The organism is Gordonia sp. NPDC003425 (assembly GCF_053588635.1).
On sequence record NZ_JBSFQI010000015.1, the window covers coordinates 69,352 to 93,920 of the forward strand.

22 protein-coding genes are annotated in these 24,569 nt (G+C 66.5%); 10 read left to right on the forward strand and 12 right to left on the reverse strand.

The genetic code is table 11. The features are described from left to right. Positions 1-4: 4 nt before the first annotated feature. Complete coding sequence (locus ACWDTD_RS16550) at positions 5-1,528, reverse strand: catalase (protein ID WP_449748222.1); 1,524 nt, start codon at positions 1,526-1,528, stop codon at positions 5-7. 245 nt (positions 1,529-1,773) lie between these two features. Here ACWDTD_RS16550 and ACWDTD_RS16555 point away from each other — a divergent pair, with 245 nt between their 5' ends. Beyond that, positions 1,774-3,180, forward strand: a complete 1,407-nt coding sequence (locus ACWDTD_RS16555) for an ethanolamine ammonia-lyase subunit EutB (protein ID WP_449748223.1) — start codon at positions 1,774-1,776, stop codon at positions 3,178-3,180. Next, the gene (eutC, locus tag ACWDTD_RS16560; protein WP_449748224.1) at positions 3,177-3,989 is read left to right on the forward strand and encodes an ethanolamine ammonia-lyase subunit EutC; all 813 of its coding nucleotides are present in this window, start codon (positions 3,177-3,179) and stop codon (positions 3,987-3,989) included. Before ACWDTD_RS16555 ends, eutC begins: the two co-directional genes overlap by 4 nt. A 231-nt stretch (positions 3,990-4,220) precedes the next feature. On the opposite strand, the gene ACWDTD_RS16565 is transcribed toward eutC, so the two are convergent. The 5 genes from ACWDTD_RS16565 to ACWDTD_RS16585 are packed head-to-tail and all read right to left on the reverse strand — an operon-like array spanning position 4,221 to position 8,086. Beyond that, positions 4,221-4,607 (reverse strand): YybH family protein, encoded by a 387-nt coding sequence (locus ACWDTD_RS16565; RefSeq protein WP_449748225.1) that lies wholly within the window; start codon positions 4,605-4,607, stop codon positions 4,221-4,223. A gap of 1 nt (position 4,608) precedes the next feature. Next, a complete protein-coding gene (locus ACWDTD_RS16570; protein WP_449748226.1) occupies positions 4,609-5,601 on the reverse strand; it encodes an acetamidase/formamidase family protein in 993 nt (330 codons plus the stop codon). Next, positions 5,598-6,425 (reverse strand): alpha/beta fold hydrolase, encoded by an 828-nt coding sequence (locus tag ACWDTD_RS16575; RefSeq protein WP_449748227.1) that lies wholly within the window; start codon positions 6,423-6,425, stop codon positions 5,598-5,600. The genes ACWDTD_RS16570 and ACWDTD_RS16575 overlap by 4 nt, the downstream gene beginning before the upstream one ends. An 18-nt stretch (positions 6,426-6,443) precedes the next feature. After that, on the reverse strand, positions 6,444-7,301 hold the full coding sequence (locus ACWDTD_RS16580) for an alpha/beta hydrolase (protein WP_449748228.1): 858 nt from the start codon (positions 7,299-7,301) through the stop codon (positions 6,444-6,446). Positions 7,302-7,321: 20 nt separating this feature from the next. Next, positions 7,322-8,086: an alpha/beta hydrolase gene (locus ACWDTD_RS16585; protein ID WP_449748260.1), complete on the reverse strand. Its 765-nt coding sequence runs from the start codon at positions 8,084-8,086 to the stop codon at positions 7,322-7,324. A 194-nt stretch (positions 8,087-8,280) separates the two neighbouring features. On the opposite strand from ACWDTD_RS16585, the gene ACWDTD_RS16590 reads away from it, so the two are divergent. Next, positions 8,281-9,252 carry an AraC family transcriptional regulator gene (locus ACWDTD_RS16590; protein ID WP_449748229.1) on the forward strand — a complete coding sequence of 324 codons (972 nt, stop codon included), beginning with the start codon at positions 8,281-8,283 and terminating at the stop codon, positions 9,250-9,252. 126 nt (positions 9,253-9,378) lie between these two features. Here ACWDTD_RS16590 and ACWDTD_RS16595 read toward each other — a convergent pair whose 3' ends face one another. Further along, the gene (locus tag ACWDTD_RS16595; RefSeq protein WP_449748230.1) at positions 9,379-9,993 is read right to left on the reverse strand and encodes a TetR/AcrR family transcriptional regulator; all 615 of its coding nucleotides are present in this window, start codon (positions 9,991-9,993) and stop codon (positions 9,379-9,381) included. Positions 9,994-10,116: 123 nt separating this feature from the next. Between ACWDTD_RS16595 and ACWDTD_RS16600 the strand changes: the two genes are divergently transcribed. Genes ACWDTD_RS16600 through ACWDTD_RS16615 form a run of 4 tightly spaced genes read left to right on the forward strand, consistent with a single transcriptional unit; the run spans position 10,117 to position 13,879 of the window. After that, positions 10,117-11,187, forward strand: coding sequence for a Rieske 2Fe-2S domain-containing protein (locus ACWDTD_RS16600; protein WP_449748231.1), 1,071 nt, complete (start codon positions 10,117-10,119; stop codon positions 11,185-11,187). A 27-nt stretch (positions 11,188-11,214) separates the two neighbouring features. After that, positions 11,215-12,300 carry an NAD(P)H-dependent amine dehydrogenase family protein gene (locus ACWDTD_RS16605; RefSeq protein ID WP_449748232.1) on the forward strand — a complete coding sequence of 362 codons (1,086 nt, stop codon included), beginning with the start codon at positions 11,215-11,217 and terminating at the stop codon, positions 12,298-12,300. 30 nt (positions 12,301-12,330) lie between these two features. Then, positions 12,331-13,026, forward strand: a complete 696-nt coding sequence (locus tag ACWDTD_RS16610; RefSeq protein WP_449748233.1) for an N-formylglutamate amidohydrolase — start codon at positions 12,331-12,333, stop codon at positions 13,024-13,026. A gap of 34 nt (positions 13,027-13,060) precedes the next feature. Beyond that, complete coding sequence (locus ACWDTD_RS16615) at positions 13,061-13,879, forward strand: transglutaminase-like domain-containing protein (protein WP_449748234.1); 819 nt, start codon at positions 13,061-13,063, stop codon at positions 13,877-13,879. A 26-nt stretch (positions 13,880-13,905) separates the two neighbouring features. On the opposite strand, the gene ACWDTD_RS16620 is transcribed toward ACWDTD_RS16615, so the two are convergent. Further along, positions 13,906-14,856, reverse strand: coding sequence for an oxidoreductase (locus ACWDTD_RS16620; RefSeq protein WP_449748235.1), 951 nt, complete (start codon positions 14,854-14,856; stop codon positions 13,906-13,908). Between the two features lie 121 nt (positions 14,857-14,977). On the opposite strand from ACWDTD_RS16620, the gene ACWDTD_RS16625 reads away from it, so the two are divergent. Then, positions 14,978-16,033 (forward strand): alpha/beta fold hydrolase, encoded by a 1,056-nt coding sequence (locus ACWDTD_RS16625; protein ID WP_449748236.1) that lies wholly within the window; start codon positions 14,978-14,980, stop codon positions 16,031-16,033. Between the two features lie 17 nt (positions 16,034-16,050). Here ACWDTD_RS16625 and ACWDTD_RS16630 read toward each other — a convergent pair whose 3' ends face one another. Continuing rightward, positions 16,051-17,409, reverse strand: a complete 1,359-nt coding sequence (locus ACWDTD_RS16630; RefSeq protein WP_449748237.1) for a styrene monooxygenase/indole monooxygenase family protein — start codon at positions 17,407-17,409, stop codon at positions 16,051-16,053. Between the two features lie 144 nt (positions 17,410-17,553). Between ACWDTD_RS16630 and ACWDTD_RS16635 the strand changes: the two genes are divergently transcribed. Further along, a complete protein-coding gene (locus ACWDTD_RS16635) occupies positions 17,554-19,728 on the forward strand; it encodes an acyltransferase family protein (RefSeq protein ID WP_449748238.1) in 2,175 nt (724 codons plus the stop codon). Positions 19,729-19,933: 205 nt separating this feature from the next. Continuing rightward, the gene (locus ACWDTD_RS16640; protein WP_449748239.1) at positions 19,934-21,187 is read left to right on the forward strand and encodes an acyltransferase; all 1,254 of its coding nucleotides are present in this window, start codon (positions 19,934-19,936) and stop codon (positions 21,185-21,187) included. On the opposite strand, the gene ACWDTD_RS16645 is transcribed toward ACWDTD_RS16640, so the two are convergent. Genes ACWDTD_RS16645 through ACWDTD_RS16655 form a run of 3 tightly spaced genes read right to left on the reverse strand, consistent with a single transcriptional unit; the run spans position 21,171 to position 24,561 of the window. Beyond that, a complete protein-coding gene (locus ACWDTD_RS16645; RefSeq protein WP_449748240.1) occupies positions 21,171-22,763 on the reverse strand; it encodes a class I adenylate-forming enzyme family protein in 1,593 nt (530 codons plus the stop codon). The genes ACWDTD_RS16640 and ACWDTD_RS16645 overlap by 17 nt on opposite strands. Further along, the gene (locus ACWDTD_RS16650) at positions 22,760-23,524 is read right to left on the reverse strand and encodes a glycosyltransferase family 2 protein (RefSeq protein ID WP_449748241.1); all 765 of its coding nucleotides are present in this window, start codon (positions 23,522-23,524) and stop codon (positions 22,760-22,762) included. Before ACWDTD_RS16650 ends, ACWDTD_RS16645 begins: the two co-directional genes overlap by 4 nt. Positions 23,525-23,529: 5 nt before the next feature. Continuing rightward, positions 23,530-24,561 (reverse strand): NAD-dependent epimerase/dehydratase family protein, encoded by a 1,032-nt coding sequence (locus tag ACWDTD_RS16655; RefSeq protein ID WP_449748242.1) that lies wholly within the window; start codon positions 24,559-24,561, stop codon positions 23,530-23,532. Positions 24,562-24,569 lie beyond the last annotated feature (8 nt).

The following is a 24,569-nucleotide window of genomic DNA, read 5'->3' on the forward strand; positions in this document are numbered from 1 at the left end:
CCGATCAGGCCTTCTTCTGCATGGAGGTCCGCGCGGGATTGCCCTGCTTGTCCGCCTTCGGATCGAGCTCGTCCGCCTTCTCCGTCACACCGGCCTTGATCTTGGCACCCACGTCGGGATCGATCCGGCTCCAGTATTCGAACGCACGGGCCAACACCGGTTCACTCACCCCGTTGAGCAGGTGACCGACGACGTTGTCCACCAACCGGTCCCGGGCCGCATCATCCATCACGTCACGTACCAGCGCACCTGGCTGACTCCAGTCGTCGTCGGCGGGATGATCCACATAGGCGCTGCGGACGATGTCACCGTCGGCGGCCCACTGCGGCTCGGCCTGTCCGGAGAATGCGTCCGCGGTGGGTCCGCCCTTCGAATTGGGTGCGTAGACCGGATCGGACACCGGATTGATCCGCATCGCACCGTCCTTGGAATAGCTGTGCACCTCGTTGCGGGGTGCGTTGACCGGGATCTGCTTGTAGTTCGTTCCGAGCCGCGCGCGGTGGGCGTCGGCGTAGGCGAACACCCGTCCCAGCAACATGCGGTCGGGGCTGAACCCGATACCCGGAACCACGTTGTTCGGCTCGAAAGCGGCCTGCTCGATCTGTGCGTGATTGTCGGTGGGATTGGTGTGCAGGGTCATCTTGCCGACCTCCTGTAGGGGATAGTCGGCGTGCGGCCATACCTTGGTGAGGTCGAACGGGTTGTGTTTGTAGGACACCGCATCGTCGTAGGGCATCACCTGGACCTTGAGCGTCCAGCTCGGATGATCGCCCGCCGCAATCGATTCGAAGAGGTCGCGGGTGTGGAAGTCGGTGTCGGCCGATGCCATCTGGTCGGCTTCGTCCTGGGTGAAGAACTCGACCCCCTGGTCGGAGATGAAGTGGTACTTCACCCAATGCTTGACGCCCTCGGCGTTCACCCACATATAGGTGTGCGAGCTGTAGCCGTTCATGTGCCGCCACGTCTTGGGAATGCCCCTGTCGCCCATCAGCCAGGTCACCTGATGCGCCGACTCCGGCGACAGCGTCCAGAAGTCCCACTGCATGTCGTGATCGCGAAGGTTGTTGTCGGCGCGACGTTTCTGGGACCGGATGAAATGCTGGAACTTCAACGGGTCCTTGATGAAGAAGACCGGCGTGTTGTTGCCGACCATGTCGTAGATGCCCTCGTCGGTGTAGAACTTCAGCGCGAATCCACGCGGATCGCGCCACGTGTCGGGGCTGCCACGCTCCCCCGCAACGGTGGAGAACCGTGCGACCATCTCGGTCTTCACGCCCGGTTGAAAGATGTTCGCGCAGGTGTACGACGACACGTCTGCGGTGGTCTCGAATGTGCCGAACGCGCCACTGCCCTTGGCGTGCGGCTGACGTTCGGGAATGCGTTCACGATTGAACTGGGCCATCTGCTCGATCAGGTAGTGATCGTGCAGCACGATGGGGCCGCCCGCGCCGACGGTCAGTGAATGCTCGTCACTGCCGGCAGGGGCCCCCGAGTCGCGCGTGGTGTAGAACTCGTTTTTCTCGGACATGTCGCCTCCAACGGCCTCGATCCGTGTGGACTGTCGGGATCGGGGGCGCCGGGGCTGTTTCAGCGCCCCGTTCCGACACTAGCCGTCTCGGCGCAGCGTCGCAGTAAGTTCAGGTCGGGCCGTCGTCGGTGCCCGCAGAAAGCGGGCGGTAAGGTCAATGGGCACCTGTCTTCGCCGGCGCCGCCGAAGAATCACCGGGCACCGCTGCTCGCGGTCACCGCCCCGGAGCGAATGAAGGACCTGCCATGACCTATGCCCACACCGTTCGCGGCCACACCTATCAGTTCGCGAACCTGGTGGACGTGATGGCCAAGGCCACCCCCGCGCGATCGGGAGACGAGCTGGCGGGGTGCGCTGCCGAGTCGGACGCCGAACGTGCCGCCGCCGCTTGGGTTCTCGCAGATCTACCGTTGACCGTGTTCCTCGAACAGGTGGTGGTGCCGTACGAATCCGATGAGGTGACGCGCCTGATCATCGACGGCCACAACCGCGCGGCCTTCGCCCCGATCTCGCATCTGACCGTCGGGGGGTTCCGCGACTGGCTGCTCGAGCAGGTGGTGGCTCCCGGTGGCGCCGAACGGCTATCCGCGGTGGCGCCCGGCCTGACCCCCGAGATGGTGGCCGCGGTCAGCAAGATCATGCGCAACCAGGATCTGATCGCGGTGGCCCGACGCGTCGAGGTGCGCGCCGGATTCCGCACCACCATCGGCCTGCCCGGACGGCTGGCCACCCGGTTGCAGCCGAATCACCCCACCGACGATCCCCGCGGCATCGCCGCCGGAATGCTCGACGGACTGTTGCTCGGTTGCGGCGACGCCGTGGTGGGCATCAACCCGGCGACCGACTCGCCGCAGGCCACCTCCACCCTGCTCGAACTCCTCGACGAGGTGCGGATGCGCTTCGAGATCCCCATGCAGTCGTGCGTCCTGTCCCACGTGACCACCACGATCGACCTGATCGAGCGGGGCACCCCGGTCGATCTGGTGTTCCAGTCCGTGGCCGGGACCGAGGACGCCAACAGCGGGTTCGGCGTGAATCTCGCGCTGCTGCGGGAGGGCAACGAGGCCGGGCGGTCGCTGCACCGCGGGACCGTCGGCGACAACGTGATGTACCTGGAGACCGGGCAGGGGTCGGCACTGTCGGCCGGCGCGCACATCGGCACCGGCGGCCTGCCGGTGGATCAGCAGACGCTGGAGGCGCGCGCCTACGCGGTGGCCCGCGACCTGCAACCCCTGCTGGTGAACACCGTCGTCGGTTTCATCGGGCCGGAATACCTCTACGACGGCAAACAGATCATCCGCGCCGGACTCGAAGATCACTTCTGCGGGAAACTCCTCGGCCTGCCGATGGGCGTGGACGTCTGCTACACCAATCATGCCGAGGCCGACCAGAACGACATGGACACCCTGCTGAGCCTGCTCGGTCTGGCCGGTGTCGCCTTCGTGATCACCGTGCCCGGCGCCGACGACATCATGCTCGGCTACCAGAGTCTCTCCTTCCACGACGTGTTGTATCTGCGCGACGTGATGAATCTGCGCGCTGCACCGGAATTCGAGGAGTGGATGCAACGCATCGGGATGGCCGACGCGGGCGGCCGTGTGCTGCCGGTGGACCCGGCGTCCTCACCGCTGCGCGGACTGGCGGCGTCGTGACCGGCGACGTGCGAGCGGTGGGCAGCGAGGGCGCCGACAGCAGCGATGAGCTCGATCCCTGGGGTTCGATGCGGCAGCTGACGCAGGCCCGGATCGGGTTGCGCCGCACCGGAAACACCGTTTCGTCGGACGACCTGCTCCAGTTCCAGACCGACCACGCCGCGGCACGCGACGCCGTCCACACGCCGCTGGACACCGACGCCGTCGGCGCCGCGCTGGAAGGACTCGGCGTCGGCACCCCGGTGACGGTGCGCAGCCGGGCACAGTCGCGCGCGGAGTATCTACGACGCCCCGACCTCGGACGCGTGCCCGATGACCTGTCGGCGATCACGGCGACGAACGCTGACATCGGCATCGTGGTGGGCGACGGGTTGTCGGCGACCGCGGTGGACGTGCACGCCGCGGCGCTGGTGGGCGCACTGGTCGACGAGTTGTCGCCGCGATACACGATCGCACCTCCGGTGATCGCCACGCAGGCGCGGGTGGCGCTCGGCGATCACATCGGTGAGGCGCTCGGCGTGCAGATCCTGCTGATGATCATCGGTGAGCGCCCTGGCTTGTCGGTGGCCGACAGCCTGGGCATCTACCTCACCTACGAACCGCAGCCGGGGCGTCGGGATTCGCAGCGCAACTGCATCTCCAACATCCATCCGCCCGACGGTCTCACCTACACGCAGGCCGCTCGGATCGTGGGAGCGCTGGTCTCCGGCGCGCGGGAGCTCGGTGCTTCCGGGGTGGCGCTCAAGGACACGTCGGCGGGCGAGGCCGCTCTCGCCTCGGCCGACCCGGAATCGACGGTCAGCCCGTAGACCGGGAGAACAGCGCGGCGAGTCGCCCGGTGATCACCGCATCACCGCGCCCGGACTGCACCGTCGACGTCGTGGATCGGGACCGCCATGGGGCGTGTCCGAGGCAAGTTCGTCCAACTTTACCGCGTAGCCATGCACACCGGATCTCCTTGATCTGGGCGGCGAGCGCGCTGATGCCGGTCCGAAACAACCAGCACCAACGAATATTTCCGTCCACAGAACATCGGGGCGTCAGCGGATTCGCCGTTCCGTGAACAGCCAGCCCCCATCCGGCGCACGCTCGAGTCGGTGTGTGATGCGTTGGGCGGCGATCACCGCATTCGTGTCGGGACGCACGAGGAGGAGTCCTGAAACAGCTACTGCCGCACCGGACTCGAGCTCGGGAGAGACCGCGACAGAGGTTGTCAGATGAAGCGTGCCCTCAGGTTCGGACCCCCACACCTCGTCGATCAGAGCACGGATGGCGTCGCGTCCGGTCACATCGCCCTTGGCGCCGGCGAAGCTGGCGTCGACGTCGAAGAGGGCGAGATAGCCGCGATCGTCGCGATCGGAGGCACAATCGTCGGCGGCAACGACGAGCGCGGCGATGTCCAGACGTTCCTCTGGGGTGAGTCGCATCTCAGCCCTTCCCGCGCAACCATCCGCTGATCCCAGCGGCGGTGTCCGGATCGAAAACAGCCTTGGGCACCATCGCATGCACGGTCTTGGGTGGCGCGAAACTGTACGCGGAAGCAGTCTGATTCGCGTATTGAGTGATGCGGAAATCGACACACAGGCTGCACAACGCGTAGGCCTCGCTGGCGGTCAGGGTGCTTGTCTCGGCCAACCATGAGATCGTGCCGCGGAGACAGTCGACGAGGGCATCGTCGAGGGAGTCGGCGAAACCGAACCGAATCCAGTGCGTGGGGGTCTCCACGAGAGGCCCGTCCAGCGGAACTGCGGCACGGACATCGACTCGAAGGTCGATGCGCTCGGCAGCGGTTTCGATTCCGGTCTGATCGACGACGCCCTCGGCCTGGCGGGCATGGATGTCGCCGAGCCAGATCCGAGCACCCGGCCGCTGCACGGGAAGAAACAGCGATGCGCCGACGGTGAACTCGGGGAGAACGAGATTGCCGCCCCACGGTCCCGCGGTGATGGCACTGACCTCCGCGGTGCCCGGCTCGACGCCGAGGACGCCTACGAGTGGCCGCAAGGGCAGCTCTATCCCGTGGACGAACTCGGTGGCAGTGCGCTCGGCGTTGAATCGGAAGTAGTGCACGTACGGTTCGGCGAAATCGTGCGGCAGCGCGCCGACACCCAGGGGAAACGAGTTCCAGCCCCAGCCGATGGTGCGCACATCGAGGAGTTCGCACTCGACGACGTCGCCGGGCGCCGCGCCCTCGACGTCGACCGGCCCCACCATCGAGTACGGACCTTTGGGATAGCGGTGCCGAAGCGGCTCGCGGTCTGCGAACGACATGCCGTACACCGCCTCGTTGCCCCAGTGCGTCCACGTGTCGATGTAGCGGACGGTGTCACCCGACGTGATCCGAACGGCGGCCGGCGCGGTGGGATCGAGGAAGCCGGAACGGACCGTGTCGGTGGTGGAAGGCAGCTCGACGACACTCATAAGGCTTGTAGCCAGGACAGCAAATCGGCGTTGATGGTGTCGGCCTGGGTTGTGGGCATCCCGTGCGGGAAGCCCGGATACGACTTCAGTGTGCCGTTCTGGACAAGTGTCACGCTCAGTGCACCGGAGTCCTCGAAGGGCACGATCTGGTCGTCCTCCCCGTGCATAACCAGCACGGGCACGGAGATCTTCTCGAGGTCTTCGGTGAAGTCGGTTTGCGAGAACGCCACGATGCCGTCGTAATGTGCCTTCGCACCGCCCATCATTCCCTGACGCCACCAGTTCTCGACGATCGCTTCGGATGTTTCGACGCCGGGCCGGTTGAAGCCGTAGAACGGCCCCGCGGCGAGCCCGCGATAGAAGACCGACCGGTTCGCGGCCAGCTGTGCCTGCAGGTCGTCGAACACGCTCTTGGGCAGTCCGCCCGGGTTGCGCTCGGTCCGGACCATGATAGGCGGCACCGAGCTGATCAAGACGGCTGCCGCTACCCGTGATTCGCCGAACTGTGCGATGTAATGCGCAACTTCTCCGCCGCCCGTCGAATGCCCGACGTGGATCGCGTCTCGGAGGTCGAGTGCCTCGGTGAGCGCCGCCAGATCGGCGGCGTAGTGGTCCATGTCGTGGCCGTCGCCGGTCTGGGTGGAACGGCCATGTCCGCGCCGGTCGTGTGCGATGACGCGGTAACCGTGTTGCAGGAAGAACAACATCTGGGTGTCCCAGTCGTCGGCCGAGAGCGGCCAGCCGTGACTGAAGACGATCGGTTGCCCCGACCCCCAGTCCTTGTAGAAGATTTCGACTCCGTCAGTAGTGGAAACGGTGCCCATGGTCTGATCTCTCCGTTCTCAGGCGCTGGCGGTGGAAGTGACGACACGGCCGAGGAAGTCCAAAGCGATGTCGGCGACTTCTGCCCACCCGTGGTCGATCGTGAGGGAGTGACCGCGGTCGGCGACCTCGACGATCTCGGTCACTCCCGGATTCTTGTGCTGCAACTTGAACATCGCGTGGGTGATCGCCAACGGAATCGTGTTGTCGGCCTGCCCGGCGATGATCAGCAAGGGACCGCGGTCAGGGGTGCGTGAGTCGACCTGTGCCTCGGTCCACGGATTGAAGTTTGCCGTCGCCGCCTGGAACAGCGGGGCGCCCGCCGCCGCGACATGGAACTCGTCGTAGAGTTCGTGCGCCTCCTCCTCGGTGAGATTGTTGGCCCACGCGTAGGAGAACTGCTCGAACGTCAGCGCGACCGCCCGCCCGGCGTTCGCCGGATTGCCGAGTACCGGCGAACCCGACTTGAGCGCCGACCAGGGCAGTGGCAACACCCCGCGATAGGGCGCCGGGTCGATCGCCACAGTCGCCACCGCGGCGCCCTCACCAGCAAGTTTCTGCACGATCAGCCCACCGAACGAGTGACCGATCAGCGCCGGCTTCTTCGCCAGCCGACTGCACGCCTCGAGATAGTGATCGGTGACCACACCGATCATCTTGTGCGCGAACACGTCTGGATCTGACCGTGCCTCTGCAACCGTCTCCGGATCGTCCGGCCAGGCGGGTGCCAAGGTCGCGTACCCGCGCTCAGCGAAGCGCTCACGCCAGCGTTGCCAACTACTTGACAGCAGCCACAGTCCATGGACAAACACCACGGGCTGCTTACCGGACGCGTTCGCAGCATCGATATCTGCAAGTTCTGATTCGCTCAGGCTCATGTCGACGTCTCCCTTTCGGATCAGTGGCTGTTGACTGCGGTCTGGATGAAGTCGGCCACCGCGTCGGGGTGGCCGACGAGCGAGGCGTGCGATGACACGATCTCCTGTGTGTGCGCTCCCATCCGGTGGGCCATGTAGCGTTCTGCCGCGGGCGGGATCACGCGATCGTTCTGCGACACGAGGTACCAGCTCGGTGTGGTGGCCCAGGCGGGTGGACCACTCGGCTCGATGTTCGTGGTTGCGGCGATGGACTGCTGGTGGGCAAGCATCACGGCGATCGTGGCGTCATCGACGTCCTGGGCGAAGACCTCTTTGAATCGGTCAGGGGCGATGTACCCATCGATCCCATGCCCGCCGGGTACGGTCGGATCGGCGACGAGTTTGAACTGCAGCGCGGGCGGCACGAGTCGGCTGCCGGGGAACTGCAGCGGGTTCAGTGCGAGCGAGATGGGTTCGCCCTGAGCAGGCGCGAATGCCGCGATGTAGACGAGCTTGATGACTCGCGGGTCGTGGATCTGCGTGATCACTGCGCCCCCGTAGGAATGCCCGACCAGCACGATCGGGCCACGGATGTACCGCAGGGATTCCTCGACGGCCGCCGCGTCGTGAGCCGGTCCGCGGAGCGGGTTGTCGACGGTCACCACAGGATCGCCCTTAGCGCGCAGCCGCGCGGCGACGCCGTCCCAACTTGTTCTATCGGCGAACGCACCGTGCACCAACACGATCGTGGGCGTGGTACTCGCCCGTGCCGCGGTCCACGAGGGCACCACGATGATCACGAGCAGCGAAAGAATCAGGGAGACAAGAACATACTTGGTCTTGCGGTGACGTATCACAGCCTTTTGGCCTCTCGAAAAACGGTGGTGGACGACTTCATCATCGTCGGGCGATCGACGGGCGTCTTGACTCTGGGCGTACTAACCTGTGCTGAGACTGAACCGTCCCGCACCCACGCTGAGATCGACGGAAGGAAGCACCGATGGTGGCCTTTCTGGACCTCGAGAATCTGCCGGTAACCGACAAGATCGAATTCCTGCGGGAGCGGATGGCGTGCGCACCGGTACCGCTCGCGCTCGACCCACACGACGGCGCCGACGTGATCGCGCACTCTCGAGTGGCCGATTTGGGTCGGGTTCATCTGCTCTCGACGAAGGCCTACGGCGCGGACGTGGTGAGGACCGAGAGCTTGATCCGAAACGACACCGCACCCCCGGCCCTGCTGGTGACAGTGGTGGAAAGCGGCACATCGCTCGTCGTGCGGCACGACCACGCGATGACGTTGCGAGCGGGCGACATGGGAATATGCCTGACAAATGAACCCTATCGGCTCCGATTCACCGACGGCACGCATCGTCACACCTACCAGATCCCACTGGACGGACTCGACCTGCCCGTTGACCTGATACGGAGACCGCTCGAAACGCCGATGATCGCCGATCGGGCAATCACGGCGTCGGTATCGGCATTCCTACGGACCACCGCACGAACGGCGCCCGATGCGTCCGAAGCAGACAAGTCGTCGTTGGAGCGTCCGATCATCGATCTGATTCGCCTGCAACTCACCCGTGTGGTTGCCGACACCTCCTGCGGGAGGCGCGCTGCGACGATGTCACTGGCGACGCGAGTCGAGGAATACGTGCTTTCGAGGTCGAGCGATCCCGATCTGTCCGCGAAATCCGTGGCGGAAGCATTCTCGATCTCGGAGCGGTACGTCTACAAAATCCTTGCCCGCCGGGGGATCGATCTCGGCGAACTCATCCGTAGCCAGCGCCTGGAGTCTGCGCTGCGGTTGCTCGAGGACTCCCGTAACGACTCGATGACCGTATCAATGATCGCCTACCGCTGCGGTTTTCACGATCACGCGCACTTCTCCAGAGCGTTCCGCAACCGCTTCGGTACCACTCCGTCGCAATGGCGGCGACAGTCTCGCCACAACGGAGCCACCGGGTAGATTCCCCGGCACGAAAGCCATCTCGAGCGCGCTGGCCGCCACACCGCCGGGCCCGGTGCGACGCTGCACAACTCACGCATCAGGACTGGGGGCCGACCGGCTGACGAAGCAGCGACACCGCACCGCTCAGCCGTCGAGATAGGCCACGATCGCGTTCGCCAGTCCTCGTCGGGCCACGTCGAGGTCGACGAAACTGCCCAGTTGCTTCTCCGACACCAGTCCGCGCATGGCGCCCGGCAGGAACGCGGCGACCTCCCGCACCCGGTCGCGGTCGACGTCGAGATCGGCGAAGGCATGCTGGCAGGCCTGTACCCACACCGGCGCCCACGACGAGAGTTCCGCTGCGGTACGGGGATACAGGCGGGTGAGTTCATCCGGGTCACGGGGGAGGGCGGCGCGCAGCGTCTCGATCGCGCGCGAATCCGACTCCGTGAGTCCCTCGTACATCAGTTCCACGATCGAGGTCACCCGGTCGGCGATCGAGGTGCCCGGCGCGGGGGTGGTGACCGGCAGCCGCCCGCGCCGTTGTGCCGTGCGTGCCAGCACGGCGGCCCACAGACCGTCGATGTCGCCGAACTGATACTTGATGGCCCCCCAGGTGGCGCCGATGTCCTTGGCGATGCGGTTGCCCGACACCGAGGCGGGGTCGCCCGAGGCCAGCGACCGCAGGGCGGCGTCGAGCATGCTCTCCCGGGTGGCCTGTCCACGCCGGTTGGGCCGTCGGGTGTCGACATTGGTCATGGCCAGGACTGTACGCGTCCCGCCGAGTTTTCACAGAGGGCTCTTGTACTTTTTCACAGAGGTCTCTATCTTCTGATGTGACGCAGATCGCGACAGCCACGCGAACGCCGAGAGGATGCTGTGATGGCCAAACCGCCCCTGTCCATGGAACCGACCGGCTGGTATCAGGTCGCGTGGTCGACCGAGATCGAGACCGGCGCGGTGCACAAGATGACGTACTTCGGACGCGAGATGGTCGCCTGGCGATCGGCGTCGGGCACGGTGGCGGTCTTCGACGCCTATTGCGAACACCTCGGCGCCCACCTCGGGTACGGCGGCCGGGTGGACGGCGAGAACCTGGTCTGTCCGTTCCACGGCTGGGAATGGAACCGTGAGGGACGCAACGTCTGCGTTCCCTACGAACGCCACCCCAACAAGGGCAGGCGCATCCGCAGCTATCCCGTCGTCGAGCGCAATCACGCCATCTGGATCTGGTTCGACATCGACGGTGCGCGACCGTATTTCGAGGTTCCCGACATGTTCGCCGCATTCGGGGACGATCCGGGCGACGCCGACAACTACTATCCTCCGGTTCCCGGTGCCACTCTGTTTCATTCGCGCCTGGAACTGCATCCGCAATACATCATGGAGAACGGCGTCGACTTCGCCCACTTCACCTTTGTCCACCAGACACCGTTCATGCCCGAGTTCACCCGTCACGACTTCGCCGGGCCCGTTTCCTACGTCGACTTCACGATCGCCTTCGAAGAAGGTGCGACCCTCGAGAATGCCACCAGCGGCGTGCAATCGGTCAATGCCGGACTCGGGTGTTCGGTCACCAAATCGTGGGGCATGGTGGAGAACCGCACCATGCCCGCGGTGACGCCGGTCGACGACCACACCTGCGACGTGCGTTTCACGGTGTGGGTCGGCAAGAAGCCCGGCGAACAGGACGCCACCGAACTCACCGGCTACGGCAAGTCCATGGCCGATCTGATCATCGAGCAGTTCGAGCACGATGTCGAGATCTGGTCGCACCAGCGCTATTCCGACCCACCGGCGCTCTCGCGACGGGAGTTGAAGGGCTTCACCGCCTTGCGGGAGTGGGCGGTCCAGTTCTATCCGGGCAACTCGGCCGTCGGCCGTGACCCGCGCCGCCCGGAGAGTGGTGCGATCGTGCCACTACATCCTTCCGCAGTCGCCACCAGCGCCTGAGTACGTCCACCCAGAAAGGCAAGAACAGTGAGTACCCCCGACAAGATCCGCGTCTTCCAGGTCGCCACCGGCAATCTCGGCACCGAGATGATCGGTCGCATCGGCAATCATCCCGACCTGGAACTGGTTGGCCTGCACTGCTATACCGCCGACAAGATCGGTCGCGACGCCGGCGACATCGTCGGCATCGGCCCCATCGGGGTACGGGCCACCGGAACCGTCGACGAGATCATCGCGGCGAAGCCCGATGTGCTGACCTTTCACGGTGTGTTCCCCGACGAGGCGCTCTACGAGAAGGTGCTCGAGGCCGGCATCAATGTGGTGACCACCGCGGACTGGATCACCGGCTTCCATCGAGACCAGAACTGGCAGCATCCGTCCGGCCGCAAGGTGAGCGAGGTGATCGCGGCAGCGTGCGAACGGGGTGGCGCCACCTTCTACGGAACGGGCATGAATCCAGGGCTCTGCCAGATCCTCGGCATCGTGCATTCGGCCGACGTCGCCGACATCGAGAACGTGACGGTCACCGAGTCGGTCGACGTGTCGTGCCATCACTCCGTCGACACCTGGAAAGCCGTCGGATACGGACGGCCGGTCGACGACCCGACGATCCCCGAGTCGCTGCACAAGTACACCGCGGTGTTCGCCGATTCCGTGTACCTCATGGCCGACGCCTTCGGACTCGCACTCGACGAGGTGAAGTACTCCTACGAACTCGGTGCGTGCACCAAGGACGTCGACCTGGGGTGGTACTTCCTGCCGAAGGGCTCGCTGGGCGCCAACTACATCAAATATCAGGGCATGGTCGACGGCGTACCTCGCGTCGAAACGCACCTGGAGTGGCAGATGACGCCGCACACCGATCCGGCGTGGGACATCAAGTCCTGCTATATCACCCAGATCACCGGCGATCCGAGCATCTACAGCAAGCACATGATCTTCCCCAAACCCGGTTTCGACCTGTCCAAGCCGGAGAACTTCGCGTCGATCGGGATGACGGTGACCGGCCTGCCCGCGCTCAACTCGATCCGCTCGGTGGTGGCCGCCCGGCCCGGCATCATCACCAGCAACGATCTTCCGCTGCGCGCGTTCGCCGGGCGGTTCGCCGGCTGACACCCGTCCCCCCACCTAAGGTGTTGCTCGATGGACACCTTCTTGGTCACCTGCGAACACGGTGGCAATGACGTGCCTGCCGAGTACCAACCATGGTTCGCCGGACACCGGGATCTGCTCGGCTCCCATCGTGGGTACGACGCGGGAGCGTTGGTGATGGCCGAACAACTTGCGCGCGAGTTCTCGGCACCGCTGGTGGCGTCCACCACAACGCGCCTGCTGATCGACCTGAATCGGTCGCTGGGGCACCGACAGAGCTTCTCCGAGGTGAGCCACGATCGGCCCGCGGCGGTGCGCGCGCAGATCGCCGAGCGCCACCATCGGCCGCACTGGGAGGAAGTGGCGGGACGCATCGAGTCTGCAGTGGCCACCGGGGATCGCCTGATACACATCGCTTCGCACAGCTTCACGCCCGAACTCGACGGCGTCACCCGGACTGCCGACGTCGGCCTGCTCTACGACCCGCGGCGACCGGGGGAAGTCGAGATCTCCGCACGGTGGAAGGCTGCGCTGGCACAGGCGATTCCCGGGCTGCGGGTGCGCCGCAACTATCCGTACGCGGGAGACGGCGACGGGTTGACGACATCGATGCGCCGCCGCTTCGCAGCCGCGGAGTACGTCGGGATCGAGCTGGAGGTCAACCAGGCCATGGTGGTCGCGGGCGCGGATCGTTGGTCGGCGGTGCGCAGCGGATTGATCGAATCGTTGCGCAGCGTGTGGTCCTGACCGATGCCGCTCGTCGCGCAATCCTGCTGCGACGGTGGGAACCTTGGATGTGCAGATTCGCATCGGCTTCGACATGGCCTTCCAGTGCCCCGCGCCCACCCCGATCATCTTCTCGCTGAATGTCCACTATTCGAGGATCTCCGACCTCCTGCACCCCGATGAGTTGCTGATCACCCCATCGGTGCCGATGTCGGCCTACCGCGATACCTACGGCAACTGGTGCACCCGCGTGGTGGCACCGCCCGGCATCACCAGACTGCGGTCGGACAACGTGGTCAACGACAGCGGCATGCCCGACGTCGTCGTGCCCGATGCGGGCCAGGTGCCGGTGGAGGATCTACCCGAGGACACGCTGCTGTTCCTCCTGAGCAGTCGCTACTGCGAAGTCGACCGGTTGTCGCAATTCGCGTGGGACACCTTCGGCACGGGACCCGAGGGTTGGGGTCGCGTCCAAGCGATCTGCGATTTTGTGCACAACCACATCAGGTTCGACTACATGCTCGCCGACAACACGCGAACCGCCGCGGGCGCCCTGCATGACGGCGTCGGGGTCTGCCGCGACTTCGCCCATCTCGCAGTCACCCTGTGCCGTTGTCTGAACATCCCGGCGCGGTACTGCACCGGCTATCTGGGCGATATCGGCATCGCGCCGATTCCCGGCCCGATGGATTTCTCCGCCTGGTTCGAGGTCTTCCTCGGGGGTCGGTGGTACGCCTTTGACGCGCGGCACAACATTCCGCGGATCGGCCGGGTACTCATCGCCCGCGGACGTGACGCGGCCGATGTGCCACTGAGCAACACTTTCGGCCCAAACACCTTGGCGAGCTTCGAGGTGTGGGCCGACGAGGCGTGATCCGAGGAGTCGAGCGCGATGCAACGTCAACGGACAGGTTCGCCCGGCAGGTCGTAGACAACCCCCGTCGACTTCTCCGCGAACTCCCAGAGTTGTTGCGCCAGAGCCAGATCGGTGGTCTGACGAGGAAGCGGAACCAGCACTGGCGTTCCGCTGAACTGTAAGAACCCGTTGGGACCGTAGTACTGACCGCCCAGTGCGGCGGGATCGGTGGCGGCACGCAACGAGGGCAACGCACCCTCGGGCGGATCCATGATGAAAGTGCGGCGCAGACGTCTCAGCGACGGCGTGGTGAACAGCCACCGAAGCGCCCGCTGATCGCGCATGACCCCGGTGTGGGTGGCACCCGGGTGGGCGAGCAACGACGACGGCGCATCACCATCGAGTCGGGACAGTCTGCGCTGCAACTGGATTCCGTACACCGCCAGCGCCATCTTGGAGCGGGCGTACGCCGTCGCCGGGTGATACCCGGACTCGAGGGTCACGTCGTCGAAATCGATCGTGCCGACTCTCGACAGGTTGGAGCAGACGGTGACCACCCTCGCGCCGCGCGCGGCGCGCAGGCGGTCGAGCAGTAGCCCGGTGAACGCGAAGTGCCCCAGGAAGTTTGTGCCGAAGTCCATTTCGAAACCGTCGACGGTGAGTTCTCGCCGTGCCCGCATCACGCCGGCATTGTTGACGAGGATGTCGATGGCGCGGTGCCGGTTCCGCAGTTCGTCGGCCGCGCGGCGCACCGAGGCGAGGTCGCCGAGGTCGATCTGCACGAGCTGTGCCGACGCGGCGGGGGTACGGGTGAGGATCTCGTCACGGGCGGCGGCCGCGGACCCCGGGTTGCGGCACGCGAGTACGACGTGCGCACCGAGTGCGGCGAGATATCCGGCGGTGGGCAACCCGATCCCGGAGTTGGCACCCGTCACCACCGCGGTCCGACCGGACAGATCGGGCGCATCGGACACCGACCATCCCGGTTTCGCCACCACACCCCACCTTTCGTCGGCTGTTCACACGATCTCACACACGCCCATCAGGAAGCCGACGGGCGAGCCGGGCACAATGAAGTGAGCCAGGACGATCGAGCGTGTGGGGGTATGAGGAGCCGTGAACACCAGAACGGGTGGCATTCGTGCTGCCCGCATCACGGTCCCCGTGCTCACCGCGATCTGCCTTTTGGCGGCGGCGTGCGCGGCGCCCGGCGAGACCTCCCCGCCGACCTCCGCGGCGCACTCGTCGACGGTGAGTCTCATACCCGGGGACGCGCAGGGGCCCGCTGCCAAGGACATGGCGAACGTGGGTTCGGTCGAGGGCATCAGTCTGCACCGCTACTTCTATGCGGTACAGGGCGGTCACCCCGATCCGCGGCAGAACTGGATGGATGTCTACCTCCCCCACCGGAAGGACACCGAACACGGGGACACCCACCAGAGCGACACCCCACAGCAGAACGGCACACTGCCGCTGGTGATCCTCATCCACGGGGGTTCGTGGCAGGCGAAGATCGGTGCGAACACCTTCGCCACATTCGCGCGGCGCCTGGCCGAACGTGACCTCGCCGTGGTCAACATCGAATACCGGCGCGTCGGGAACGGCGGTGGCTGGCCCACCACATTCGACGACGTCGCCGCCGCGATGGACGCGATGCCCCAAGTGGCCCAACGGTATCCGCAGATCGATCTGCGAGATGCGGTGGTGGTGGGACACTCGGCGGGCGCCCAGCTGGCGGTGTGGTCGAGCACGCGGCACAAGCTCGACGAGGGCGAGGTGGGTGCCGACCCGGCCTTCCGGCCGGTCACGGTGATCGCGCTCGCCGGGCCGCTGGACATGCGCCGGGCGGTGCAGTTGGGCGACACCCGGATCGTGCGCGTCCTCGGCGGCACGCCCCGGCAGGTGCCCGATCGCTATGCGTCGGTGGACCCCATCCAGAACATCGATCCCGACACCCCGGTGATCGCCATCGCCGGGTCGGCCGACCGCGTGGTGCCCCACGTGCTCTCCCAGGAGTACGTCACCGCCGACAAGGCCGCGGGCGGACACGCGGAAGCGATCCTCCTGCCGGGGCAGACCCACGGGTCGATCGTCGATCCCAAGACCAGAGCGTTCACCGAGATCATCGAGATCATCACCCGCGTCGCGCACGACACGCACCGCGGGGAGTGATCAGCGTCGGGGAGTGATCAGCGCGACGCGAAGGAGCCGACAGGCTCAAAACGCCCGATCACCTCGTCGGCGGGCTCCCCGGAAACGGTTTCGATGAACCCGAGGACGTCGTCGCGATCATCGAGGGTCAACAGCGGATTGGGGTCCGACAGCAGACCGAACAGCGCCGACGCCACGCTGGTGCTGACCGCCGCGGCCGGAAACGCCAGTTCGAGGTGGGTGGCGTAGTCGGGATCACCCAGGTACAGGCGGGTGACCTCCACCGCGGCACGGCCCCGGCGTTCCCAATGCTTCTCGAACTCATCGGTCAGCCACTGCGCGGTGAACTCCGCCGCCGGGTCGGCGGCCACACGTGCCGCGGCGGCCCGCACCAGTTCGGCCACCTGGATCAGCGCGTTCTGCGCCCCCTGCCCGGCCACCGGGTCGACGGCGATCGCGGTGTCGCCGATGGCGGCCACCACGTGCTCGTGTTCGGTGACGCCGACCGGCTTTCGCACGGTCGGGGTCACCGCGCCGGTGAGCCACGAATAGGGATCGGAGTCGATGACCTGCAACGTTTCGACTGCCGGGGTATCGACGGGGAACCACTCGGCGAAGATGTCGACGATCGCCCGGCGCGCCGACGCGGCGTCGGTGACGTCGTCGAACAGCGGCGCCCAGGCGCCGTCGGGCTTGGCGAACACGATGAACGACCAGGTGGCGCCGGCGTCCTTGTGCAGGAACGGGCCGACGAAGATCTCGCCGTTCTCACTGTCGAGATTGAACAGGGAGTGCGCACCGCCGCCCGCGGCCCGGTACGCGAAGGTGCCCGGACCGTGATCGAGTCCGGCGAGGGTCACCTGCAGCAGGCGTCGCTGCGGTTCGCGGTAATGGCTGCGTGCCTCGTCGACGGGGAACAGCGACGAGAGGCCGCCCTTGCCGGTGGCCACCAGGGTCAGATCGTGGGCGGCGGCGATCTCGTCGAGACGGCGGGGATCGACTGCCTCCACCTCGAACCGCCCGCCGCGCTCGAGGAATCGTGCGAGCCGGTCGTCGGCGCGCAGCCGCAGATCCACCGCCTGCGCGACGTAGCCGTAGTCGGGGTTGAACTCGAGAACGTCGACGCGGTCGTCCCCTGTCCCCGACGAGAGCCGGACACTGATACCGGTGGTGTTGCCGACGTCATAGAGGTCGTCGATGATCTCGGCGTCCCACTCCCGCGACTTCCCGAACAGCACACCGACACCGGTCGGAGGTACCTTGTCGCGCAACGCTTCCCGGTCACGGTCACTGTAGAGGGTCACGTCGAATCCGGCGTCGAGAAATCCGAGTGCCGCGCTGGTGCCGGTCACCCCGGCGCCGACAACGGCCACGCTCCGGCTGGATTGTTCGGTCATGGTGCTTCTCCTTCGATGTGGGGACTGGCGCTCAGCCTCGGTGATGGACCGCGATCGGTGAAGGTTTAGGAGCACACCGGAGCAAACTCCGGCGGGTGGCCTGGTCCCACGAATGGCCGCCGCAGGGCAGTAGCATCCGTGCGTGTGAGTTCCACGCTGACAACCGCCGGGGTGTCCACCACCCCGAACGAGGATGCCGCCACCGGCAACACCTCGGGTTATCGGCTCGACCTCGACGGCCTGCGCGGTATCGCCATCGCGCTGGTCGCGATCTTCCACGTGTGGTTCGGCCGGGTATCCGGCGGCGTCGACGTGTTCCTCACCCTGTCCGGCTACTTCTTCGTCGCGTCGCTGCTCAAGCACGTGATCGCGACCGCGCCGCAATCGGTGTCGTGGCGGCGGGCGGTCGATCCGTGGCCCCGGCTGTGGCGGCTGGCGCGTCGTCTCCTGCCCGCACTGCTGGTGGTGCTGGTGTTCATCACCGCGATGATCGCGCTGATCATGCCGAAAACACGGTGGGGGCCGCTCGGCGCGGAGATCCAGGCCAGCGCGCTGTACTACCAGAACTGGCACCTGGCACTGGACTCGCAGAACTATCAGGCGGCGGACTCGGCGAACAGTCCGATGCAGCACCTGTGGTCGATGTCGATGCAGGGACAGTTCTTTGTGCTGACCCTGCTGTGCGCGCTGGCCCTCGGCGGGCTGTTGCGTGCACTGTCACGGCGTTTCGATGCGTTCGCCGATCCTCGCGTGATCCGCGGCGTGGTGGGTGGCGCACTGTTGCTGGTTGCGGCCGCGTCGTTCGCCTGGGCCAACTACCGGCACGGGGTGAATCAGCCGTTCAACTACTACGACACGCTGTCGCGGCTATGGGAGCCGATCGCCGGTGGACTGCTGGCCGTGGTGATCGCCGCGCGCATCGCACGCGGTGAACGCACCCGCCCCGCATTGCTGAGCATGCCGACCTGGTCTCGCGACGTGGTGGGGCTGATCGCGCTGGCGATGATCATCAGCTGCGGCTGGTGGATCGAGGGCGTCGCGGAGTACCCGGGCGTGTGGGCGCTGGTGCCGGTGGGGGCGACGCTCGCGCTGATCTGGACGGGGTCGCCTGCTGCCGCGCGCGACACCGAATCCGCCGATCGGGGTGCGGTGACCCGCATCCTCTCGCATCCGCGTCTGGTGTGGCTGGGATCGGTGGCCTATGCGCTCTACCTGTGGCATTGGCCGTTGTTGATCTTCTACCTGGCCTGGCGCTATCAGGATGGCGTCTCCTGGCTGGAGGGCACCGCGATCCTCGCCGTCTCGCTGCTGTTGGCGTGGCTGACCACGAAGTTCGTCGAGGTGCCATTGCGTGCCGGCCGGTCGGGATTCTCCCGCGGCTATCGGCGGACCCTGGTCGCGGTGATCGTCGTCGCCACGATCGCGGCGGGCACCACCGCGGTGGTGTGGCAACGCAACGCCGCCAACGCGACCGTGAACACCGCGAACCTCGATCCGCGGCTCTACCCGGGTGCCCGCGCCTTCCTCGACGCAGCGCCGGTACCGCACGTCGACCCGCAGCCGAGTCCGGAGGTGGTGGACAAGGACTGGCCGGTCACCTCCTACGACTCGATGATCAGTGGCTGGAAGGATCCGTCGATCAAGGTGGGGGTGTACGGCGACAAGAACGCCCAACGGACGGTCGCGCTGGTCGGCGGATCGCACGCCGAGCAGTGGATCACCGCGCTCGACGCCATCGGGCAACAGCGCGGCTTCCGCGTGACCACCTACCTCAAGGTGGGCTGCGCCCTGACCACGTCGCACGTCTTCACCTGGTTCGGGCAGAAGTACTACCAGTGCAACGACTGGTCGCGGCGCGTGATGGACCGTCTCGCCGTCGACAAACCCGACGTGGTGTTCACCAACAGCACCCGTCCGGTGGAGAATGGTCCCGGCGACTTCGTGCCCACCGATTACACCGACATCTTCACGCAGTTCCGCGACCGCGGTCAGCGTGTGGTGGCCGTCCGCGACAACCCCTGGGCGCACGGAAAGCTCAAGCCGCCCGAATGCCTGGCCGAGGGTAAGAAGCCGCAGGTGTGCGGCGTCGACCGCAGCCTGGCGATGGCTGCCACCGATCCGTCCCGGGCGATCGCGCCGCAGTTCCCCAACATGTCGTTCCTCGACTACACCGACGCCATGTGCACCCCGACGTACTGCCCCGCGGTGGTCGGCAACATCGTGACGTGGCACGACTATCACCACCTGTCGGCGACATTCGTCCGAAGCCTCATCCCTGCCGTCGACGCCGATCTCGGCCGAACCGTGCACTGGTGGTGAGCAGACTCCTGACCAGGCTTTATACAGACCGCCAGCGTCGTCTCAGGGACCGAACAGGTTGCACTGTTAAACTAACTCGCAGATAACGGTTGGATCACGGCAGTCATCTCACCCGTCGGCACGGCGGGTGACGAGGGAGTGAAGACGCTCGGACGCCGGTCCCGCCGACACGGTTGGATCACACCGATCAAGGGGCGACACAGGTATGACGACGTTGGTGACGCGCGCGACCGACGTGGCAGGGCAGGCCACCGAGGTCATCGCCCGGCCGACCCGTCGTGCCTACCTGCATCACGTCGACCTGATCCGCGCCACCACCTTCTCGCTGGTCATCTTTGTGCACTGCCTCACGCAGACCACCGACGAGTTCAACAGCATGCCGGTGAACATCACCTCGCTGTTGCTGCATTTCACCCGCAACACCTTCTTCGCGCTCACCGGCTTCGTGCTGATGTACCAGAACTACGACAAGGGCGACTTCAACGCGCTCGACTTCTGGCGCCGCCGGATCAAGCTGGTCATCTACCCGTATGTGATCTGGTCGGCGGTGTACTGGGTGGTCCAGGACATGTGGGCCGCCGGACGCACCAGCGAGATCCCCACCAGTCTCGGTGATTTCGCGCACAAGCTGAGCTGGGGACTATCCGGCTTCCAGATGTACTTCCTGTTCGTGATGTTGCAGGTGTATCTGATCTTCCCGCTGGTGGTGTGGCTGGCGCGGGCGACCGCGGGCCACCACGGCAAGCTGCTGCTCGGCAGCCTTGTCGCGCAGTTCACCATCGCCACCACGATCACGCACTGGAATCCGCCGGCGTCGGTGGCCAACTACTGGTGGCACAACTACGCAACCTTCATCCCGTATCAGTTCTTCATCCTCTACGGCGCGATCGCCGCGATCCATCGTGAGGCCATCACCCGCTGGCTGTCGGGCAAGGCGTGGTGGCTGTTCGCAGCGCTGATGAGCACTGCCGCGGTTGCCGTGGGCACGTACGTGTGGAGTGTGTGGGTCGACGGCAAACCGGTGCACGACAACAACTCCGCCTTCTACCCCACTCTGCTGCCGTTTCTGGTCGTCGCGATGACCTGCCTCTACGCGGCGGCCGCGCATTGGGCCGAACACTGGCGCGCGTTCACCCCCCGATTCGCCCGGGCGGTCAAGTACGCGTCGAACCGGTCGTTCCCGGTGTTCCTGGTGCACGTGCTGGTGCTGTTCCTGATCCTGCGGCCCCAGTCCGGTGGGCAGCCGTGGCTGCTCGCCACGATCCCGCAGCCGTGGGCCACCATCGTGGCCTATGTCGGCACCCTCGCGGGGTCGCTGATGCTGGTGGAGGTACTCCGCCGACTTCCCGGTTCGCTCTATCTGACCGGCCGACCACGGATTCCGGTGCGCCGCAAGCCGGTGGTGGAGGAGCCCGTCGACGCGAGCGCGGCACCGGAAGCGGTCACCGCGGGTCGCTGACCGCGCGGTCGAGGGCACGAGCCAGTGCCGGGCGGTCCGGCTTCCTCGTCCGTCCGCGTCGCGGGATGGCGTCGACGAACACGATGCGGTCCGGTCGCGCCGCATGGTCGATGAGGGTCTCGGCCGCGCGCTCGACGCGTGCGCGCACCGCTTCTGCCGGGCCGTCGGCGACCACTGCCAGGATCACCTCCGGGTCACCTGTTGCCTGCATCGACGTGTCACCGCCCCCCACGCCGACGATCGCGCACTCGCGCACACCGTCGAGGAGCGACAACGCCGGCTCGTAAAGTCCGGGATAGATGTTGGTGGTGCCGCGGATGATCATGTCCTTGCTACGGCCGGTGAGCGCCAGACGTCCGTCGACGTCGACGGCCAGGTCGCCGGTCGCCACCTCATGCAACGGTGTGACGGTGCCGTCCAGGGGTGAGAGCAGCCCCGCACACAATCCGGGTCCGCGCACGATCAACTCGCCCTCTGTGATGCGTGCGTGCACGCCATCGACGAGGCGGCCGAGAGGGTCGCCCGGCCCGGTCCAGTCGAGCTTGTCGGTCCCGGAGGCGACGGCGATCGGCACGATCTCGGTCATGCCGTAGATGGATGCGACGTCGACGCCGGGCCAGGTGTCGGCGACCGATCGGACGAGTCCGGCCGTGACCGGCGCCCCGCCGCACAGCAGTGTTCGCAGCGATCCGGGGCGGGCCGCGACCGCGTCGAGTATCGCGGGCACCTCTCCGGGAACGACGAAGACATGGGTGATGTGGTTGTGTCGCTGCAGAATACGTCCCAGGGTTGCGGGTCCGGCGTGCGTGCTCAAGCCCAGTCGGGGCATCATCCAGGTGGCGCCCGCGAGCAAGGCGGGCAGTCCGATCATCGCCTGATCCGAGAGCACCACCGATCCCCGCTCCACACCGAGCGCCGCCACCGCCGCGCGGAAGCCGGCGAGCAGCGTCGCCTGGGTGTGCACCACACCGCGGGGTTGCGCGGTGGTGCCGGAGGTGAACACCACCAGCGCCTCGTCGTCGACGGTGGGAGATGCTGCGGCGCAACGGGTCACCTGGCGCCGTTGGCGACCGAGGTGCCGCAAGGAGGTGGCGTCGTGCGGGACACCGGGTAGCCGTGGCCCCGAATAGATCTGTGTCACCGGCAGATCCGCGAGCCTGGGCAGGGTGAGTCCGCGACCGCGGGCCAGTGCGCCGATGGGGCCGCGGGAGGTGGCGGCGTGGATGAGCGATTCGGCTGCCGCATGTGTGGGGGCGGCCGCGCGGACACGGGCGTCGAATAGGTCTGGGGCCATCCCCGGGTCTGCGAACACGATCGATCCGCCGGCGGCAAGCGCTCCCGCGAGCAGGATCATCGAGTCGGGTGCGGGGCGGATGGAGAACAGCATGCGATGTCCGGCACCGAAACCCACGTCGTGCAGCGCTGCCGCGGTGTGCCGAATACGTTGCCCCACTTCACCATAGGTGAGAACGGTGCCGCGTCCGGGTCGGCGGGCACCGACATAGGACACCGCAGGCCGATCGGCGAACCGGTCGCAGAACTCCAGCAGCACATCGGTGAGCGCCCCCGTGGTCATCGGATGTCCACGTCCTGCGGACGATAGCGGTGGTCGGCGTACCAGCCGAGTGTGCGCAGCACTCCCCACGCCTTGGCCCGTCGCGCCGACACCTGCACCCGCACGTCACGCCGCAGCGCGTAGTCGGTGGTGAGCGTGCGGACCGCGTTGACCAGTGCCCTGTCCTCGTGGACATCCTCGATCTTCGTCCGCGGGAAACCACCTGCCGCCTCGTACAGTTCGGTGGTGATTCCCATGTTGCAGCCCGCCAGCATCTGGTAGGGGCCGCGGTACTGCGGGCCCCGGTTTCCGGGCCGGAGTTTGCCCGCGAACGCACCGAACTCCACCATGACGAGGAGGAAACCCGCCCGCCAGCGGGGGATTTCCTCATCGCTGCGGGGCATCATCTGCCCGGCCACCAACCGCACTCCATCGTCGAATGCGCTGCGCAGACACGCGATCCAGTCATCGTTGGGCACGCAGTCGGCGTCGGTGCGCGCCAGATGTGTCGCCCCGCGGTCGATGGCGTGACGCATCCCGGTGTCGGCGGCGGCACCCGTACCCTTCTCCGATTCGTCGATGATCTCGATGCGCATCTGCCGGTGACCCCGCGCGAAGTCTTCCGCGAGCTGCCGCGTCCGGTCGCCAGAACCGTTGTCCACCACCACCACGCGGAAGTCCGTATCATTCTGCGCCGCAAGGCCCTCGAGCACCCCGGTGATCCAGCGCTCCTCGTTGTAGGCGGGGATCACCACCCACAGATCCATGCTCGTCACCGTCATGTCCGTCACGCCGCCGACCCCAGCGCGGCGATGCCGCCGATCGAATCCACCCACGTATGCAGCCGGGAGATGCCCTCGGCGCGGGAGATCCACGGCTCGACACCGAGGTCGCGCCGGGCCGCCGAGGTGTCGTAGGTGGCGGTGCGGGTGAGCAACGCGATCGTGTACGCCGACACCGGAGGTGTCCGGTGATGTGCCAGTGCGGGCAGGCGCCAGATCACGTCGGCCACACGCGCGGCCGCGGTCACCGCGGCCGGCGGCAACCGCGGATGCGGTGGGGCGAGACCGAATTCGCCGGCGATGTCACGGAGCATCGGCCAGATGTCGACCGGCTGGGCATCGGCGATGAAATAGGCTCTGCCACCGATGATGTCGGCCGGCGCGGTCAGCGCAGCCAACGCGGCCGCCACGCAGTGGTCGATGTAGCACAGCGATGCGTACACGCTGTGGCCGGGATCGAGATCGGGGATGCGCCCGGCCGCAAGCCGCGTGAGCACCACGGCGATCGGCCCGCGACTGTCTCCCGGACCCCACACGGCCCGCGGTCGCAGCGCAGTGGTCGTCATGCCGGTGTTGTCGGCGTCGAGCACGAGTTGTTCGGCTTGTGCCTTGGTGGCGCAGTAGTGATTGAAGAAGCGGGTTGGGTAGCCGACTCGTTCGTCGATGCCGATCTGATCGCCACCGTCCGGGGACATGAGCGCACTCGGCGAGGACACGAAGACGAACCGGCGAACCCCGGCGTCGCCCGCGGCAGCGAGCAGGCTGCGGGTGCCCTCGACGTTCACCCGCCGGAACGTCTCGGCGGGACCGGTGTCGGCGAGGTGGGCGGCGGCGTGAAAGACCGCATCGGTTCCGCGCGCCGCGTCGGCCAACGTGCGTGGTTCGGTGAGGTCACCGAACGCGATGTCGGCTCCGGCATTCCGCAACCGCGCCACCGCCGGGTGGCCGGGATTGCGGACCAACGCCCGCACCCGGGTTCCCTGCGCGCACAACGTCGTGGCGACGGCTCCCCCGATGAAGCCGGTGGCACCGGTCACCAGCACCG

Coding starts and splice junctions, on each gene's coding strand:
- ACWDTD_RS16550 (WP_449748222.1), bottom strand. CDS start 1,528: ATGTCCGAGAAAAACGAGTTCTACACCACGCGCGACTCGGGGGCCCCT.
- ACWDTD_RS16555 (WP_449748223.1), top strand. CDS start 1,774: ATGACCTATGCCCACACCGTTCGCGGCCACACCTATCAGTTCGCGAAC.
- ACWDTD_RS16565 (WP_449748225.1), bottom strand. CDS start 4,607: ATGCGACTCACCCCAGAGGAACGTCTGGACATCGCCGCGCTCGTCGTT.
- ACWDTD_RS16570 (WP_449748226.1), bottom strand. CDS start 5,601: ATGAGTGTCGTCGAGCTGCCTTCCACCACCGACACGGTCCGTTCCGGC.
- ACWDTD_RS16575 (WP_449748227.1), bottom strand. CDS start 6,425: ATGGGCACCGTTTCCACTACTGACGGAGTCGAAATCTTCTACAAGGAC.
- ACWDTD_RS16580 (WP_449748228.1), bottom strand. CDS start 7,301: ATGAGCCTGAGCGAATCAGAACTTGCAGATATCGATGCTGCGAACGCG.
- ACWDTD_RS16590 (WP_449748229.1), top strand. CDS start 8,281: ATGGTGGCCTTTCTGGACCTCGAGAATCTGCCGGTAACCGACAAGATC.
- ACWDTD_RS16595 (WP_449748230.1), bottom strand. CDS start 9,993: ATGACCAATGTCGACACCCGACGGCCCAACCGGCGTGGACAGGCCACC.
- ACWDTD_RS16600 (WP_449748231.1), top strand. CDS start 10,117: ATGGCCAAACCGCCCCTGTCCATGGAACCGACCGGCTGGTATCAGGTC.
- ACWDTD_RS16610 (WP_449748233.1), top strand. CDS start 12,331: ATGGACACCTTCTTGGTCACCTGCGAACACGGTGGCAATGACGTGCCT.
- ACWDTD_RS16630 (WP_449748237.1), bottom strand. CDS start 17,409: ATGACCGAACAATCCAGCCGGAGCGTGGCCGTTGTCGGCGCCGGGGTG.
- ACWDTD_RS16640 (WP_449748239.1), top strand. CDS start 19,934: ATGACGACGTTGGTGACGCGCGCGACCGACGTGGCAGGGCAGGCCACC.
- ACWDTD_RS16645 (WP_449748240.1), bottom strand. CDS start 22,763: ATGACCACGGGGGCGCTCACCGATGTGCTGCTGGAGTTCTGCGACCGG.
- ACWDTD_RS16650 (WP_449748241.1), bottom strand. CDS start 23,524: ATGACGGTGACGAGCATGGATCTGTGGGTGGTGATCCCCGCCTACAAC.